16 protein-coding genes and 1 riboswitch are annotated in these 15,374 nt (G+C 57.2%); of the genes, 4 read left to right on the forward strand and 12 right to left on the reverse strand.

Features of this window, described 5'->3' with window-relative positions; all coding sequences use genetic code 11:
* Window positions 1-19: 19 nt before the first annotated feature.
* The 7 genes from BM323_RS03445 to moaA form a co-directional block, all read right to left on the reverse strand.
* Window positions 20-727, reverse strand: a complete 708-nt coding sequence (locus tag BM323_RS03445) for a Bax inhibitor-1/YccA family protein (protein ID WP_008102687.1) — start codon at window positions 725-727, stop codon at window positions 20-22.
* A 63-nt stretch (window positions 728-790) separates the two neighbouring features.
* Window positions 791-1,885 carry a DUF1615 domain-containing protein gene (locus BM323_RS03450; RefSeq protein ID WP_008102689.1) on the reverse strand — a complete coding sequence of 365 codons (1,095 nt, stop codon included), beginning with the start codon at window positions 1,883-1,885 and terminating at the stop codon, window positions 791-793.
* 80 nt (window positions 1,886-1,965) lie between these two features.
* Window positions 1,966-2,418: a molybdopterin synthase catalytic subunit MoaE gene (gene moaE, locus BM323_RS03455; RefSeq protein ID WP_008102692.1), complete on the reverse strand. Its 453-nt coding sequence runs from the start codon at window positions 2,416-2,418 to the stop codon at window positions 1,966-1,968.
* A 2-nt stretch (window positions 2,419-2,420) separates the two neighbouring features.
* Window positions 2,421-2,666 carry a molybdopterin synthase sulfur carrier subunit gene (gene moaD / locus BM323_RS03460; RefSeq protein WP_008102694.1) on the reverse strand — a complete coding sequence of 82 codons (246 nt, stop codon included), beginning with the start codon at window positions 2,664-2,666 and terminating at the stop codon, window positions 2,421-2,423.
* The gene (moaC, locus tag BM323_RS03465; RefSeq protein ID WP_008102696.1) at window positions 2,659-3,144 is read right to left on the reverse strand and encodes a cyclic pyranopterin monophosphate synthase MoaC; all 486 of its coding nucleotides are present in this window, start codon (window positions 3,142-3,144) and stop codon (window positions 2,659-2,661) included. Before moaC ends, moaD begins: the two co-directional genes overlap by 8 nt.
* A gap of 2 nt (window positions 3,145-3,146) precedes the next feature.
* Window positions 3,147-3,662, reverse strand: coding sequence for a molybdenum cofactor biosynthesis protein B (gene moaB / locus BM323_RS03470; RefSeq protein WP_008102697.1), 516 nt, complete (start codon window positions 3,660-3,662; stop codon window positions 3,147-3,149).
* A gap of 17 nt (window positions 3,663-3,679) precedes the next feature.
* Complete coding sequence (gene moaA, locus BM323_RS03475) at window positions 3,680-4,666, reverse strand: GTP 3',8-cyclase MoaA (protein ID WP_008102699.1); 987 nt, start codon at window positions 4,664-4,666, stop codon at window positions 3,680-3,682.
* A riboswitch (molybdenum cofactor riboswitch) is annotated at window positions 4,656-4,791 on the reverse strand. It overlaps the preceding gene by 11 nt.
* Window positions 4,792-4,987: 196 nt before the next feature.
* Between moaA and yvcK the strand changes: the two genes are divergently transcribed.
* Window positions 4,988-5,890, forward strand: a complete 903-nt coding sequence (gene yvcK, locus BM323_RS03480) for a gluconeogenesis factor YvcK family protein (RefSeq protein ID WP_008102701.1) — start codon at window positions 4,988-4,990, stop codon at window positions 5,888-5,890.
* 61 nt (window positions 5,891-5,951) lie between these two features.
* On the opposite strand, the gene uvrB is transcribed toward yvcK, so the two are convergent.
* A complete protein-coding gene (uvrB, locus tag BM323_RS03485; RefSeq protein WP_008102704.1) occupies window positions 5,952-7,973 on the reverse strand; it encodes an excinuclease ABC subunit UvrB in 2,022 nt (673 codons plus the stop codon).
* A 902-nt stretch (window positions 7,974-8,875) separates the two neighbouring features.
* Between uvrB and BM323_RS03490 the strand changes: the two genes are divergently transcribed.
* Window positions 8,876-9,592, forward strand: coding sequence for an ABC transporter ATP-binding protein (locus tag BM323_RS03490; protein ID WP_008102708.1), 717 nt, complete (start codon window positions 8,876-8,878; stop codon window positions 9,590-9,592).
* Window positions 9,593-9,677: 85 nt separating this feature from the next.
* Here the strand turns inward: BM323_RS03490 and bioD are convergent, their stop codons facing one another.
* Genes bioD through bioB form a run of 4 tightly spaced genes read right to left on the reverse strand, consistent with a single transcriptional unit; the run spans window position 9,678 to window position 13,268 of the window.
* Window positions 9,678-10,349: a dethiobiotin synthase gene (bioD, locus tag BM323_RS03495; protein ID WP_008102710.1), complete on the reverse strand. Its 672-nt coding sequence runs from the start codon at window positions 10,347-10,349 to the stop codon at window positions 9,678-9,680.
* Entirely contained in the window at window positions 10,346-11,101 is a 756-nt protein-coding gene (gene bioC / locus BM323_RS03500; protein WP_008102711.1) for a malonyl-ACP O-methyltransferase BioC, read from the reverse strand. Before bioC ends, bioD begins: the two co-directional genes overlap by 4 nt.
* Window positions 11,085-12,236, reverse strand: coding sequence for an 8-amino-7-oxononanoate synthase (bioF, locus tag BM323_RS03505; protein WP_091003238.1), 1,152 nt, complete (start codon window positions 12,234-12,236; stop codon window positions 11,085-11,087). The genes bioC and bioF overlap by 17 nt, the downstream gene beginning before the upstream one ends.
* Entirely contained in the window at window positions 12,237-13,268 is a 1,032-nt protein-coding gene (gene bioB, locus BM323_RS03510; RefSeq protein WP_007890608.1) for a biotin synthase BioB, read from the reverse strand.
* An 88-nt stretch (window positions 13,269-13,356) separates the two neighbouring features.
* Here bioB and bioA point away from each other — a divergent pair, with 88 nt between their 5' ends.
* Complete coding sequence (gene bioA, locus BM323_RS03515) at window positions 13,357-14,652, forward strand: adenosylmethionine--8-amino-7-oxononanoate transaminase (RefSeq protein WP_008102715.1); 1,296 nt, start codon at window positions 13,357-13,359, stop codon at window positions 14,650-14,652.
* Window positions 14,653-14,681: 29 nt separating this feature from the next.
* Window positions 14,682-15,158: a kinase inhibitor gene (locus tag BM323_RS03520; protein WP_008102716.1), complete on the forward strand. Its 477-nt coding sequence runs from the start codon at window positions 14,682-14,684 to the stop codon at window positions 15,156-15,158.
* Window positions 15,159-15,374 lie beyond the last annotated feature (216 nt).

A 15,374-nucleotide genomic window follows, 5' to 3' on the forward strand; every position in this document is an offset into this window, starting at 1 on the left:
CTACGAAGATACACGAGACTTAGCGGCGGTTGCCGAAGATGCGCAGCAGCATCAGGAACAGGTTGATAAAGTCGAGATACAGCGTCAGCGCGCCCATGATGGAAGTGCGACGCAGGTTCTCTTTATCATTGACGTTGATGTTCTCGCCAATCGCCTTCAGCTTCTGCGTGTCATAGGCGGTTAAGCCGACAAACACCACCACGCCGATATAGGTGATCGCCCACATCAGTGCCGGGCTTTTCAACCAGAAGTTCACCAGCGACGCCAGCAAAATACCGATCAGCGCCATAAACAGCAGGCTGCCAAAACGGCTCAGGTCGCGCTTGGTGGTGTAACCGTAGAAGCTCATGGCACCAAACATCCCGGCCGTCACAAAGAAGGTGCTGGCAATCGATGAGTAGGTGTAGACGAGGAAAATACTTGCCATCGTCAGGCCAGTCAGCGCCGAATAGAGCATAAACAGCGCGGTGGCGACCGCGCCGCTCATCCGTTGCACCATGCCAGACAGCACAAACACCAACGCCAGCTGCGCGATGATCAGACCAAAGAAAGTGATTCGGTTAGCAAACACCAGTTCCATTACTGCAGGTGTGCGGGCAGCAAACCACGAAACAAACGCGGTGAGCAGCAAGCCGCAGGTCATCCAGCCATATACCTGCGCCATGTAGGTCTGCAGCGAGGTGGATGCCTGCTGCACGATTGAATCATTACGTGGATATCGATCCATGAAGCGCCTCATTAGCTGTTACGTTAACAAACTCTGTAAGTGTGGAGTGTACACCCGTTTGCGTCAACGGCGCGTCAAGCACTGTTGATAGCGGCCATTAACGCGCTGGGCAAACCACGCGGTGGTGAGATTGCGGGTGATTTTCGGGCTCTCCAGCTTGATGCCCGGCAGCATTTCGCGCGGCAGACGTTTTCCGGCCATCTTATCGGCAAGGATAAAGGTCTGCTTCCACAGCGTGCTTTTGGCAAAATCTTCAGTGTCGCCCTTCTCCAGATCGCGGCGGATTTCACGATTGCTCATATCCAGCTGCTTGCTCAGGCTGCGTACCGCCAGTTCGGTGGAGCCGGCCTGCTCGCTGCCATACATAATCAAATCGCCATCCAGTTCCAGCTTGATGCCGCTGGCGCGCGCAATCGCTGCCTGAAATGCCGCGTTGCGGCTGGCGTACCAACCGGCGTTGAAGTCGGCGAAGCGATAAAGCGGCTGGCTGTAATCGGCCGGATAGCCAAGCAGATGCAGCGTGCCGAAGTAGATACCACCGCGACGGGTGAAGACTTCTCGACGAATCGAACCGTCAACCGCATACGGATAGCCTTTGGCGTGCGCTTCCGCAAACTCAATGCTGACCTGCATCGGCCCGCCGGTATGAATCGGGTTAAGGTTGCCAAACAGTTTCTGCCCCATCGGCACCATATCGATGAAATCATCAAAGATGGCGCTCAGTTCTTTCTCGCTGCGCACTTTATCCAGACGCGCGGCATAGCTTTCACCGTTCGGCGATTTGATCAGCAGCGCGGTGCGCACCAGAAATGCCGGAACGTGTACTTTGGCGGCGCGGCGATCGATTTCGCCCCAGGCGATTTTCGGTAAGCCTGGTACTTCCGCATCAGCACTGAAGTTGGACTCCTGATCGGTGACGGCAATTACCGCGCAGATGTTGCTGACGCTGGCATCGATTTGCTGCACGCGGAACGCGGTATAGATGTCGTCGGCCCAGGCGGACTTTTGCTTCACGTCGCTGGGCAACAACTGCTGGATTTGGCTTTTAACATCGGCGGGCTGACGCGCAGGCGCCTGCGGCTCTTTTTTGCTGCTACAACCAACCAGCACCAGCGCAGTCAGCAATGCTGCGCCTTTCATCATCTTGCTCGTGTTCATCCTGCTCCCTGACGCCAACAAAAACCGTACCTTAACGTTTTCAGTGGCCTGCCGCTATCGGAGCCGGAGGATTTTGCGCGCTAGCTCCAGCGCTCAGCGGCCTGATGATCGCTGTCGCGGGCATCGACCCAGCGATCGCCTGCAGCGGTAGCTTCGCGCTTCCAGAACGGTGCGCGGGTTTTCAGGTAATCCATGATGAACTCAGTGGCAGCGAAGGCGCTGCTACGATGCGCGCTGCTGACGCCCACAAACACAATTTCATCGCCGGGGAACAGTTCGCCAACGCGATGAATTACCGTGACCTGCTGCAGCGCCCAGCGCTGACGCGCATCTTCAACGATATCGGCCAGCGCTTTTTCCGTCATGCCGGGATAGTGCTCCAGCGTCAAAGCCGCCACGCTAGCGCCGAGATTGTGATTGCGCACTTTGCCGGTAAAAGTTACGACCGCGCCGTCGCTGTCATGGGCGGCGAGTTTTTCATACTCTTCGCCGACGTTAAAAGGCTCTGAACCCACACGAATCCGCGTTTCCATCATCAGCCTCCAGTGACCGGCGGGAAAAAGGCCACTTCATCACCGGCACGCAGCGGATGAGTCATCGGCACCAGCGTTTGGTTTACCGCCGCCAGCAGCTTGCCAGATTCCAGCGCCAGCGCCCAGCGATCGCCCTTCTCCGCTAACGCCGCGCGCAATGTCGCGACGTCATCATATTCTGGAGCCAAATCAAGTGAGCTGGTGCCGGTCAATTCACGCACCTGAGCAAAAAACAGCACCTTAATCATGGCTCACCGCCTTGAAGTCGCCGGACTTGCCGCCGCTTTTAGTCAGCAAACGCAATTGGTCGATGACGATGTCTTTTTGCACCGCTTTGCACATGTCATAGATGGTCAGCGCCGCGACGGAAGCCGCCGTCAACGCTTCCATCTCGACGCCGGTTTTGCCGGTCAGACGACACAGCGAGGTGACGCGCACGCGATTGTGCTCAGGTTCAGCAATCAAACTGATTTCTACTTTGCTCAGCATCAGCGGATGACAGAGCGGAATCAGTTCCCAGGTACGTTTTGCCGCCTGAATACCGGCGATGCGCGCGGTGGCGAAGACGTCACCTTTGTGATGGCTGCCGTCAATAATCATCTGCAGCGTTTCGGCGCTCATCAGCACCAGCGCTTCGGCCTGCGCTTCGCGTGCCGTTTCGGTTTTGCCAGAGACATCCACCATGTGGGCTTCGCCAGCGGCATTGATATGAGTTAACGATGACATGCTTACAACTTCTTCAAATGTGAGACGAAATTACACGGACGCGTACGCGCATCCAGCTGATCTTCAATAATGCGTTCCCAGGCGCTGCGGCAGGCGTTGGTCGATCCCGGCACGGCAAAAATCAGCGTCTGATTGGCTAATCCAGCCACCGCGCGCGACTGCAGCGTCGAGCTGCCGATCTCTTCATAGGAGATCATGCGGAACAGCTCGCCAAAGCCTTCGATTTCGCGGTCCAGCAGCGGCAGCAACGCTTCTGGCGTGCTGTTTTTGCTGTTGAAGCCGGTGCCGCCGTTCACGATCACCACTTGCACATCGTCGCTGGCGATCCAGCGCGACACCGTGGCGCGAATGCGATAGCGGTTATCCGGCACAATCGTGCGATCCACCACCTGATGCCCGGCTTCCGCCAGCGCTTCACGCAGATAATCGCCCGATGTGTCATTGCTGGCATCGCGGCTATCCGAGACGGTCATCACCGCCACATTTATGGCGACAAATTCGCCAGAAGGTTTACCCATGGCCGTAACTCCTGTGTTTAGCCACCAATAAAGGAGAGATTTTGTGTGATGCCGGTGTTGCCCTGATGCAGGAAATGCGTCTGCTTTTTCTGTCCAAGGCTGTGTGCAATCCGTGCCTGCAACGCATCTTGCTGATCGTCAGAGGCCAGCAGATCGCGCAGCGACACGCCGCCATCGCCAAACAGGCACAGATGCAAATTGCCCAGCGCCGAGACGCGCAGGCGGTTGCAGCTGGCACAGAAATCTTTCTCGTACGGCATGATCAGGCCCACTTCGCCCTGATAATCGGGATGGCGGAACACCTGCGCCGGGCCGTCGCTGCGACCGCGCGGCTGGCGTTGCCAACCTTGCATGATCAGCTGATCGCGGATCACTTCACCGGAGATGTGATGACGGCGGAACAGATCGCTGCCTTCGCCGGTTTCCATCAGTTCGATAAAGCGCAGTTGAATTGGTCGCAGGCGCAGCCACTCAAGGAAGGTGCTGAGACTGTGGCTGTTCACATCGCGCATCAGCACGCTGTTCACTTTCACCTTCTCAAAACCGGCATCAAAGGCGGCGTCGATTCCCGCCATCACCTCGGCAAATTTGTCCTGGCCGGTAATGGCGTGAAACTGGCGTGCGTCGAGGCTGTCGACGCTGACGTTGATATGGGTGAGACCGGCGGCGCGCCACGCACGTACGTCACGCGCCATGCGGTAACCGTTGGTGGTCATCGCGATCTGGCGAATGGCAGCGTTTTCACGCACGGCGGCGATGATGTCGGTAAAATCACGACGCATAGAAGGTTCGCCGCCCGTCAGGCGCACTTTTTCCGTGCCCGCAGCCGCAAAGGCACGCGTCACGCGACGAATCTCATCCAGCGAGAGAAAGCTTTTATTGTTCGAACCGTTCGGCTTGTAGCCATTCGGCAAGCAGTAGGTACAACGGAAGTTACACACATCCGTGACCGACAGGCGCAGATAGTAAAAGCTGCGCGCGTAGGCATCTGTAAATTGTGGCACCTGAACACCTTTCCAAAGTCGGGAGATGCAGTCATTTCTTTCTGCACCCTGGCAGCTCAAGGCTGCGGCCTGCATTCCATATCTTTAACGACTTAGGAAACCAGGCTTGGGAGTTTGTTGTCATTATGGACAACACGGTTAAAACGAATGGTAGCGCGATTAGCGATTCGCATCCATCAGTGAATTTCGCTATATATCTTGATGTATAACGTGTTTTTCACCGCATTTTCGCGACAGGATACGGTAAAATGCATCACAGATATTGATGCACATCAGATCAACTACGCCTCAACGCGAGGACGTCAGTGACAAAGGAGATACATGAATCGAACCCTGGCAGATTTGGACCGCGTAGTGGCATTAGGTGGCGGACACGGTTTGGGCCGCGTGATGTCGGCGCTGGCACCGTTAGGCTCGCGCTTAACCGGTATTGTCACCACCACCGATAACGGCGGATCCACCGGCCGCATTCGCCGCTCGGAAGGCGGCATTGCGTGGGGCGATATGCGCAACTGCATCAACCAGTTGATTACCGAACCCAGCGTCGCCACTGCGATGTTTGAGTATCGCTTCACCGGCAATGGTGAGTTGGCCGGCCACAACCTGGGCAACCTGATGCTGAAAGCGCTCGATCACCTAAGCGTACGCCCGCTGGAAGCGATCAATATCATTCGTAATCTGCTTAAGGTTGATGCGTTTCTGATCCCGATGTCGGAACAGCCGGTCGACCTGGTGGCGCAGGATGGTGAAGGCAATATGGTGTACGGCGAAACCGCGATTGATGAGATGAAGCAGCCGCCCGAAGAGTTGATGTTGCATCCCAACGTACTGCCAACCCGTGAAGCGATTGAGGCGATAGGCGAAGCGGATTTGATTCTGATTGGTCCCGGCAGTTTTTACACCAGCCTGATGCCGATTCTGCTGATGGAAGATATGGCGCGCGCGCTGCGTCGCACGCCAGCCACCATGGTGTTTATTGGCAATCTGGGCCGCGAACTGAGCCCGGCGGCAGCCAGCCTGAATGTGGCCGATAAGTTGGCGATTATGGAGAAAGCGATTGGCAAGCGGGTGATTGATGCGGTGGTGGTGAGTCCGGCCGCCGATATTCGCGGCGTGGAAGAGCGTTTAATCATTCGCGAACCACTGGAAGCCGCCGACATCAAATATCGCCACGACCGCCAGCTGCTGCGTATCGCGCTGGAGCACGCCATTCAGGCCGTGTAGGGTCGCCATTTATGGCGACCTGGTTACAACCATCATGATTATGGCGACCTCGCTACAACCATCACGAAGCCGCAATAAACAGCTCGCGCAGTTGATGTAACTGATCGCGCACGCTGGCGGCTTCTTCGAACTCCAGGTTCTGCGCGTGTTGCTGCATCTGCCCTTCCAGCTCGTGAATTTTCTTCTGCATCGCCTGCGGCGTAAGCGCCATATAGTTAGCTTCGGCTTCTGCCGCAGTGCGTGACGCGGTTTTGCCTTTGCCGCGCGTTTTCACCACGTTTTTACCGAGCTCAAGAATATCGGTGATCTTCTTGTTGAGCCCTTGCGGTGTAATGCCATTCTCTTCGTTGTATTTCTGCTGCTTCTCACGACGGCGCTCGGTTTCGCCCATCGCGCGCTCCATCGACGGCGTGATTTTGTCGGCGTAGAGAATCGCCCGGCCGTTGATGTTACGCGCGGCGCGGCCAATGGTCTGAATCAGCGAACGCTCGGAACGCAGGAAGCCCTCTTTATCGGCATCGAGAATCGCCACCAGCGACACCTCCGGCATATCCAGACCTTCTCGCAGCAAGTTGATGCCAACCAGCACATCAAATTCGCCGAGGCGTAAATCGCGGATAATCTCCATACGTTCCACGGTATCGATATCCGAGTGCAGATAGCGCACCTTCTCGCCGTGCTCCACAAGGTATTCGGTGAGATCTTCCGCCATACGCTTGGTCAGTACGGTCACCAGCACACGCTCGTTGATCTCAACACGCTTGCGGATTTCCGACAGCAAATCGTCGACCTGCGTCGCCACCGGACGCACTTCCAGAACCGGATCCAGCAGGCCGGTTGGACGCACCAGCTGATCGATCACTTCGCTGCCCGATTTTTCCAGCTCGTAATTACCCGGCGTGGCCGACACATAAATGGTTTGCGGCGCTGCTGCTTCAAACTCTTCAAAGCGCATTGGACGGTTATCCAGCGCTGACGGCAGGCGGAAACCGTATTCCACCAGCGTCTCTTTACGCGCGCGGTCACCGCGATACATACCGCCGATCTGCGGAATAGTGACGTGCGATTCGTCGACCACCAGCAAGCCATCCGCCGGTAAATAGTCGAACAAGGTCGGCGGCGGCTCGCCCGGTCCACGACCGGAGAGATAGCGCGAGTAGTTTTCGATACCGGAGCAGTAACCCAACTCGTTCATCATTTCGAGATCGAACTGCGTACGCTGAGAAATACGCTGCTCTTCAAGCAGCTTATTGTTCTCCAGCAGCACTTTGCGGCGGATCACCAGCTCATCTTTGATCTCTTCCATCGCTTGCAGAATGCGTTCACGCGGCGTCACGTAGTGCGTTTTGGGATAGACGGTAAAGCGTGGGATGACGGAATCAATCTGGCCGGTGAGCGGATCAAACAGCGACAGCCTTTCAACTTCTTCATCGAACAACTCAATACGCAGCGCGATGTCATCCGATTCGGCCGGGAACACATCAATCACTTCGCCGCGCACGCGGAAGGTACCGCGCTGGAAGGCCTGATCGTTGCGGGTATATTGCAGTTCCGCCAGGCGACGCAGAATACTGCGCTGATCGATAATCATGCCGCGCGTCAGGTGCAGCATCATTTTCAGGTAGAGATCGGGATCGCCCAGACCGTAGATCGCCGAAACCGACGCCACCACAATCACATCACGACGCTCCAGCAGCGCTTTGGTCGCCGATAGACGCATCTGCTCAATGTGCTCATTCACCGAGGCATCTTTCTCGATAAAGGTGTCAGAACTCGGCACATAGGCTTCAGGCTGATAGTAATCGTAATAAGAGACGAAAAACTCCACCGCGTTATCCGGGAAAAACTCCTTCATCTCGCCGTAGAGCTGCGCTGCCAGGGTTTTATTCGGCGCCAGCACCATCGTCGGACGGTTGAGGTCGGCAATCACGTTCGCCACGGTAAACGTTTTACCAGAGCCCGTCACGCCCAACAGCGTTTGATGCGCGAGTCCATCTTCCAGCCCCTCTTCGAGACGGCGAATCGCCTCAGGTTGATCGCCTGAAGGCTTGAAAGCGGAGTTGAGTTTAAAGGCTTTGCTCATGTTTTAGCGGTTCCAGCAGATGAAGTCGGCGGGCAGGCTGCTAATTCTACTCTGCTATGGCGAATTTGCCAGAAAAAAACACTGGACATAATCACAGTAACCTTGCACGATAATGGAACCTGAAGCCGATTTTCTTCAGTGCAATTTAAGCGGCAGCCAGCAAGCTCTTGTTGCGCAATGTTATCCCCAAGCGGAGGACGCTTTTAACATTTGTCAATAGAGTGTCATTAAATTGCAGTCCGATGACAAGCCAGATAATTCGCATGCTTGATTTTAACTAACCTGCTGTTTTTACTGACATTGACTCAAAAGCCCAGTTTCTCATCATAATGTATGAAGGCCGCGAATTTACTCGCTTGCACACGGTTTTCAGTCGCTAATGCACAAGGTTATCCACAGTAATGGTGGATAAGTGAATCCAGCCCCGAGCCCATCGGCTGTGTATAATTTTCTCTCGCCCATTCTTAAGCGCGAAAAAAAATTTTTTCGCATTTATTTTTCTCCGCCTGCGTGTCGCATTAACCCTTCTTTTTCCCTGTTTACCTCTCCTTGCCGGGAGAAAAGCCAGGCTTTAAGACCATTTATTTCCCCGGTTATTGCCTTACGAACGATCAAATGCACCAGAAACGTTAAGCAGTCAGCACCGTCAAAGTGCAGCTCATTTATCACCGCCGGCAATTGTTAAGCGTTTCTCAACTTTTAGCGGTTGATTTGTCAGGTTTCCGACCTGGAAAGAGTTAAATTCCTAACCTGGCCTGGGAATTGCAGTGTTAGCTGTATGGAGTGACGAGTCCATATCGGCGCTTGCCGACGACAGCGGTGTCCATCAATCGTGCACGACTGTATGCCAGACGACACAGAGCGGGAGCATTCAGGCTAATAATCTGGAAGGAGTATGTCAGATGCTGAGTTTACGTTCGGTGAATCAGTTTTACGGTCAAAATCACATTCTGTGGGATGTGGATCTCGATCTGCCGCCGGGCACCTGCACCGGCGTGCTGGGCAGCCCCGGCATGGGCAAAACCACGTTGGTGAACTGCATTATGGGCCGCCTGCCGATTAACAGCGGCTCGATGACCTGGCAGGAAGATGGCGCGCCACCGGAAGATTTGCTGCTGCAACCGGCCGAGCTGCGCGCGCGCACCGGCATTGGTTACGTGCCGCAAGGACGGCATATTTTCTCGCAGATGAGCGTGGAGGATAACCTACTGATCGCCCTGATGGCGGCGCAGGACGATCGAAGCCGCGCCATTCCGGAAATGGTGTTTGACCTGTTTCCGGCGCTCTATTCATTGCGCCATCAGCGCAGCGGCGAGCTACCGATGGAACAGCAGCAACATTTGGCACTGGCGCGCGCGCTGGTGCTGCAGCCCAAGCTGGTGATTCTGGATGAGCCAACGGAAGGGATGTCGCCGTGGCTGGAAGAGGAGATGGGCAATCTGATTCGTCGGCTAAACCGTGAGTATGGTTTAACCATTTTGCTGCTGGAGCAGCACGTGTCGTTTGTCCGGCGCGTCGCCGACTATTTCCTGCTGCTGCATCGTGGGCGTAACGTGGCGCATGGCAAAGTGGCGCAGCTGGATGATTTGACGGTGAATAAGTGGCTGACCGCGACGTGACGATGTAGCCAGGTCGCCATGAATGGCGACCCTACGGAGCATGATGTGGTTTTGTAGGGTCGCCATTTATGGCGACCTGGGTTATTTATCGCGGCAACGTCAAATAACGCCCACATTCCGCCTGTTCGGCCGTATCGCTCAAATGTGGAATCTCACCAAGGAACGGCGCATCAATGCGCTGACGCAGCGTGGCCATATACTCCTGATGGCGTTTGCCGGGCGGTTGAATATCATTGGCAATCCAGCCCGCAAGACGCAATCCGCGCGCTTTAACCGCTTCGGCGGTGAGCATCGCATGGTTGATGCAACCAAGTTTCACGCCCACCACCAGAATCACCGGCAATTGCTCGGCTTCCACCCAATCGGCGTACGTTTGCGTTTCCGACAGCGGCGTAAACCATCCGCCTGCGCCTTCGACTAACACCCATTCCGCCTGCTGCTCCAGCGCGCGCAAGCCCGCTGACAGCGTGGCAAAAGTAATCGGTCTGCCCTCTTCCGCGCTAATGATATGCGGCGAGGTCGGCTCAACAAACGCCAGCGGGTTCACCTGCTCATAGCTTAACGCCAGGCTGCTGTAGCGTTGCAATGCCAGCGCGTCGCTGTTGCGGATGCCTTGCGGCGTGATCTCGCAGCCGGATGCCACCGGCTTGTAGCCTGCGGTGCGTAAACCGGTGGCGCTCGCCGCCTGCAGCAGCGCGCCGCTGGCCACGGTTTTACCCACTTCAGTATCGGTTCCGGTAATAAACCAGCGTGTCATTTGCTTAAAACTCCATATATCAGGTGATAACTCAGGCGATAACCGGCTTCATCCTGCGGCCAGTGCTGCTCAAGTTGTGCCAACTGAGCGCGCGTCAGTACGCTGGCGCCGCGTCCGTCGTGCAGATGCGTGGCACCAATGCCTTTCAGCGAGCGCATGGCGCTGAGCGCACTGGGAAAATGCAGCGTGATAACCTGCTGCTGCTTAGCGATCGGCAGCGTCGCGGTGGCCGCGTCAAACTGCGCGGCGCTGAGGAAACGGTTGGCGTGCTGACGACCATCCAGTTGCGCCCACGCGTGATGCACTTCGTGCAGCGACCCGTCGAGCAGCGTGGAAAACAGTACCGTGCCGCCTGGGCGCGTGACGCGTAATAACTGCAGCAGCGCGGTGTGCAAGTCGCTGCTCCACTGAACCGCCAGATTGCTCCACACGCCGTCAACGCTGGCGTCTGGTAGCGGCACCTCATCAATATCGCCCAGCAGATAGTGCTGCGCCGATTGCTGATCGCGCGCGGTTTGCAGCATGTTGGGCGACAGATCAAGCGCCGTCAGCGTGCGCCCGCGATCGCGCCAGTAACGGCTATACCAGCCGGTGCCGCAGCCAGCATCCAGCAGATGCGGGCCAAAACCGGCGGGCGCCAGCGCCAGCAGCGCATCACCGCTCAGCCGCTGTAACTGCGCGTGCTGCTCGTAATGCGCAGCCGCACGACCAAAAGCGTTTGCCACGGCCTGCTTGTTAACCTGCAGCGTCATACAGCGCCTCCAGCAGACGATCAATATCATCGGTGTGATGCGCAGCGGTAAGCGTGATGCGCAGCCGTGCGGTGCCCGGCGGCACGGTCGGTGGACGAATGGCGCTCACCCAGCAGCCGGCCTGTGCCAGCCGCTGGGATAACGCCAGCGCCGCGCTGTTTTCACCGACGATCAGCGGTTGGATGGCACTTGCAGAGGCACCTAATTGCCATGGCAAATCGGCGGCTCCCGCACGGAAACGCGCGATGTGACTGTGCAGTTTTTCGCGCAGCACATCGCCTTGTTGAATCTGCCGCAGTGCCGCCAGCAGCGCGAAGCACTGCGCCGGTGGCATCGCGGTGGAGTAGATGAGATGGCGTGAAAACTGCTCGACATAATCAGCAGTGATGTCATCACACAGCAGCGCCGCGCCGCTGACGCCAAACCCTTTGCCGAAGGTGACGATAAGCAGTTCCGGCTTGACCTGCTGCTGCCAGCAGCTGCCGCGCCCTTGCGCACCGGTGACGCCGATGCCGTGCGCATCATCCACCAGCAGCCAGCCGTTACCGAGCCGCGTCTCTTCTGCGATAGCTGCCAGCGGTGCACTGTCGCCATCCATGCTGAACACGCCTTCGGTCACCACCAGCGTGCCGCCATCCGACGGCGTTGCCAGCAGCTTCGCCAGACTTTCCGGCTGATTGTGCGCAAAGCGACGCAGACTCGCCGGGCTGTGGCTGGCGGCATCCAGCAGTGACGCGTGCGCCAGCTTATCGGTGAAGATGCGATCCTGTTTTTCCGCCAGCAGATGGATCACCGCCTGATTGGCGGCGAATCCCGAAATAAATAGCAGCGCGCGCGAATAGCCCAGCCAGTCCGCCAGCTCCGTTTCGAGCTGCGCATGATGGCGGCTGTAGCCGGTGACATGACCGGATGCACCCGCACCCGCGCCTGATTCGGCCGCGCCCTGCTGCCAGGCAGCGATCACCGCCGGATGCTGACTCAAGCCGAGATAGTCGTTGCTGGAGAAGTGGCGATAGCGCTGCCCTTCGAGCGTAATTTCCCGCACGCTGTTGTGCTCAATGGGACGCCGCAGCCGCCAGCCATCAGCGGCACGCCGCGCCGCCAGCGCCTGATCGATACGTTGTGACCAGCCCATTTACACAGCCGCGTTGTAGAACTGCTCGGTATCCGCGTGCAACAGCTGCTCGCTGAGCTGATATTGCTGCTCGTTGTCACCGGCGGTTGTCGCGGTATGCTCAGGATTCAGGCCCAGTTTGCGGAACAGAATCAGGTCTTTATCCTCTTCCGGGTTTGGCGTGGTGAGCAGTTTGCAGCCGTAGAAGATTGAGTTAGCACCGGCCATAAAGCACATCGCCTGAGTTTGTTCGCTCATCTGCTCGCGACCGGCTGAAAGGCGCACGTGCGAGGATGGCATCATGATGCGCGCCACCGCGATGGTGCGGATGAAGTCGAAGGGTTCAACGTCGTCGTTATCGGCCAGCGGCGTGCCTTTGACCTTCACCAGCATGTTGATCGGTACGCTCTCAGGCGGCGTCGGCAGATTCGCCAGCTGCACCAGCAAGCCCGCGCGATCCTTCACCGTTTCACCCAGCCCCACGATGCCACCTGAGCACACTTTGATGCCCGCGCCGCGCACTTTATCCAGCGTATCCAGACGTTCCTGATAGCTGCGCGTGGTGATGATGTTGCCGTAGAACTCTGGCGAGGTGTCGAGGTTATGGTTATAGAAATCGAGCCCGGCTTCGGCAAGACGCTGTGCCTGGCTGCCATCCAGCGTGCCGAGCGTCATGCAGGTTTCCATGCCCATCGCTTTCACGCCCTGTACCATCTGCTGCAGGTAAGGCATGTCGCGCTCGTGCGGGTTTTTCCACGCCGCGCCCATGCAGAAACGGCTCGATCCCGCCGCTTTGGCTTTGCGCGCCGATTCCAGCACCGCATCCACTTCCATCAGCCGTTCTGATTCCAGACCGGTTTTGTAGCGCGCGCTCTGCGGACAATATTTACAGTCCTCCGGGCAGGCGCCGGTTTTGATCGATAGCAGCGTGCTGACCTGCACCTGACGTGGATCGAAATGTTGACGATGCACTTGCTGCGCTTCAAACATCAACTCAAGGAAAGGTTTATCGAAAAGTGCCTGAGCTTGTGTCAGTGTCCAGCGGTTTGCCATTGCTTACTCCAGAAAAAGGGGGTTCATCCCGACGATTAACGTGGTTATACTTGTAAACTAAATCTTTTTAAAATGGTTTACAACTCACATGTTCACTCAGGACGACCTCAACTTTGACCGCCAGCATATCTGGCATCCCTACACGTCGATGCGCGATCCCCTGCCCTGTTATCCGGTTGTGGCGGCGCACGGCTGTCAGCTGCAGCTGGCCGATGGACGTGAACTGGTGGACGGCATGTCGTCGTGGTGGGCGGCGATTCACGGCTACAACCATCCGCGCCTCAATCAGGCGTTGCAGCAGCAAATGATGCAGATGTCGCATGTGATGTTTGGCGGCATTACCCATCCGGCGGCGGTGGAACTGAGCCGCCAGCTGGTTGCCATGACGCCTGAGGCGCTGGAGTGCGTGTTCCTCGCCGATTCAGGTTCGATCGCCGTCGAAGTGTCGATGAAAATGGCGCTGCAATACTGGTTGGGACGAAACCAAACGCGGCAGAAATTCCTCACGCTGAAGCGCGGCTATCATGGCGATACCTTTGCCGCGATGTCGGTGTGCGATCCGGAAAATTCGATGCACAGCCTGTGGCGCGGCTATCTGCCGGAACATCTGTTCGCCAACGCGCCGCAGTGTGCTTTCGATGATGCGTGGAACGAGGCGGATTTCGCCGATTTCGCGCAGCTGGCCGAAATCCACCATCGCGAGATTGCGGCGGTGATTCTGGAGCCGATTGTGCAAGGTGCTGGCGGCATGCGTTTCTACCATCCGCGCTATCTGCAGCAGGTGCGCGCGCTGTGCGATCGCTACGGTTTGCTGCTGATTGCCGATGAGATCGCCACCGGATTTGGCCGCAGCGGCAAGTTGTTTGCCTGCGACCATGCGGGCATCACGCCGGACATTCTCTGCCTCGGCAAAGCGCTGACCGGCGGCACCATGACGCTCTCAGCCACGCTGACCACGCGTGAAGTCGCGGACACCATCAGCCGCAGTGCAGCAGGCTGCTTTATGCACGGCCCCACCTTTATGGGCAATCCGCTGGCCTGCGCGGTGGCGGTGGAAAGTCTGAAAATGGTGAATGAAGGGCATTGGCAATCGCAAGTGGCACAGATTGAACAGCAGCTGCGTGCTGAACTGCTGCCGCTGCGCAGTCATCACGCGGTGGCCGACGCACGCGTGCTGGGCGCGATTGGCGTGATCGAAACCCATCAGCCGGTGAACATGGCGGCGTTGCAGCACTTCTTCGTGGAGCGCGGCGTGTGGATTCGTCCGTTTGGACGATTGATCTATCTGATGCCACCTTATCTGATTTCTGCCGCCGAACTGACGAAACTGACGCAAGCGGTCGGCGCGGCACTGGATGTTGCGGCGCATTTCCACCATGATTGAGGGCACTGCACAACCAATAAGGAGCGATCATGCGCGTAGTTAGCCAGGATTTTAACGACGGCGATAAGATGCCAGAGCGACACGTTTTCAACGGCATGGGTTACCAGGGCGACAATGTGTCACCGCATCTGGCGTGGGATGATGTGCCGGAGGGCACTAAAAGCTTTGTCGTCACCTGCTACGATCCCGACGCGCCAACCGGTTCCGGCTGGTGGCATTGGGTGGTAGCGAACATTCCGGCAGAAGTCACCGAGTTGCCGCAGGGCGCCGGTTCCGGCGTGGCGGAACTACCGGAGAGCGCGATTCAGACGCGCACCGATTTCGGCCAAACCGGCTACGGCGGCGCAGCGCCACCGCAGGGCGAATCCCATCGCTACATCTTTACGGTGCATGCGCTGGATACGGATAAGATTGACGTAGATGAAGGCGCGAGCGGCGCGATGGTGGGTTTTAACGTGCATTTCCATGCGCTGGCCAGTGCGTCGATTACAGTGAAGTACGCGTAATAAAAAAAGGTCGCCATGAATGGCGTAATGCCGCTCAGTTAAGCGCAGAGCGGCTTTCGTTCGCCAGGTGCTGAGGCAGTTCCAGCACCATGCTGCGGCGACCGAGCAGAGGACGCCTGGCTGCACTGAACCCCAAAACCTGGACACATTTTACATCTCTTTTGATGCCCGGTATTCCACCGGGCTCATGCCCGTTCTGAGACAAATTCGTTCGTG

Source organism: Pantoea sp. YR525, assembly GCF_900116775.1.
GTDB classification, from domain to species: Bacteria; Pseudomonadota; Gammaproteobacteria; order Enterobacterales; family Enterobacteriaceae; genus Pantoea; species Pantoea symbiotica.

What these genes read in the sequence shown, in the direction of transcription:
- bioD (WP_008102710.1), bottom strand. Translation starts at nt 10,349, where the DNA reads ATGACACGCTGGTTTATTACCGGAACCGATACTGAAGTGGGTAAAACC.
- moaE (WP_008102692.1), bottom strand. Translation starts at nt 2,418, where the DNA reads ATGGAAACGCGGATTCGTGTGGGTTCAGAGCCTTTTAACGTCGGCGAA.
- bioC (WP_008102711.1), bottom strand. Translation starts at nt 11,101, where the DNA reads ATGACGCTGCAGGTTAACAAGCAGGCCGTGGCAAACGCTTTTGGTCGT.
- BM323_RS03445 (WP_008102687.1), bottom strand. Translation starts at nt 727, where the DNA reads ATGGATCGATATCCACGTAATGATTCAATCGTGCAGCAGGCATCCACC.
- moaD (WP_008102694.1), bottom strand. Translation starts at nt 2,666, where the DNA reads ATGATTAAGGTGCTGTTTTTTGCTCAGGTGCGTGAATTGACCGGCACC.
- bioB (WP_007890608.1), bottom strand. Translation starts at nt 13,268, where the DNA reads ATGGCAAACCGCTGGACACTGACACAAGCTCAGGCACTTTTCGATAAA.
- yvcK (WP_008102701.1), top strand. Translation starts at nt 4,988, where the DNA reads ATGAATCGAACCCTGGCAGATTTGGACCGCGTAGTGGCATTAGGTGGC.
- moaB (WP_008102697.1), bottom strand. Translation starts at nt 3,662, where the DNA reads ATGGGTAAACCTTCTGGCGAATTTGTCGCCATAAATGTGGCGGTGATG.
- bioA (WP_008102715.1), top strand. Translation starts at nt 13,357, where the DNA reads ATGTTCACTCAGGACGACCTCAACTTTGACCGCCAGCATATCTGGCAT.
- uvrB (WP_008102704.1), bottom strand. Translation starts at nt 7,973, where the DNA reads ATGAGCAAAGCCTTTAAACTCAACTCCGCTTTCAAGCCTTCAGGCGAT.
- BM323_RS03520 (WP_008102716.1), top strand. Translation starts at nt 14,682, where the DNA reads ATGCGCGTAGTTAGCCAGGATTTTAACGACGGCGATAAGATGCCAGAG.
- bioF (WP_091003238.1), bottom strand. Translation starts at nt 12,236, where the DNA reads ATGGGCTGGTCACAACGTATCGATCAGGCGCTGGCGGCGCGGCGTGCC.
- moaC (WP_008102696.1), bottom strand. Translation starts at nt 3,144, where the DNA reads ATGTCATCGTTAACTCATATCAATGCCGCTGGCGAAGCCCACATGGTG.
- BM323_RS03450 (WP_008102689.1), bottom strand. Translation starts at nt 1,885, where the DNA reads ATGAACACGAGCAAGATGATGAAAGGCGCAGCATTGCTGACTGCGCTG.
- BM323_RS03490 (WP_008102708.1), top strand. Translation starts at nt 8,876, where the DNA reads ATGCTGAGTTTACGTTCGGTGAATCAGTTTTACGGTCAAAATCACATT.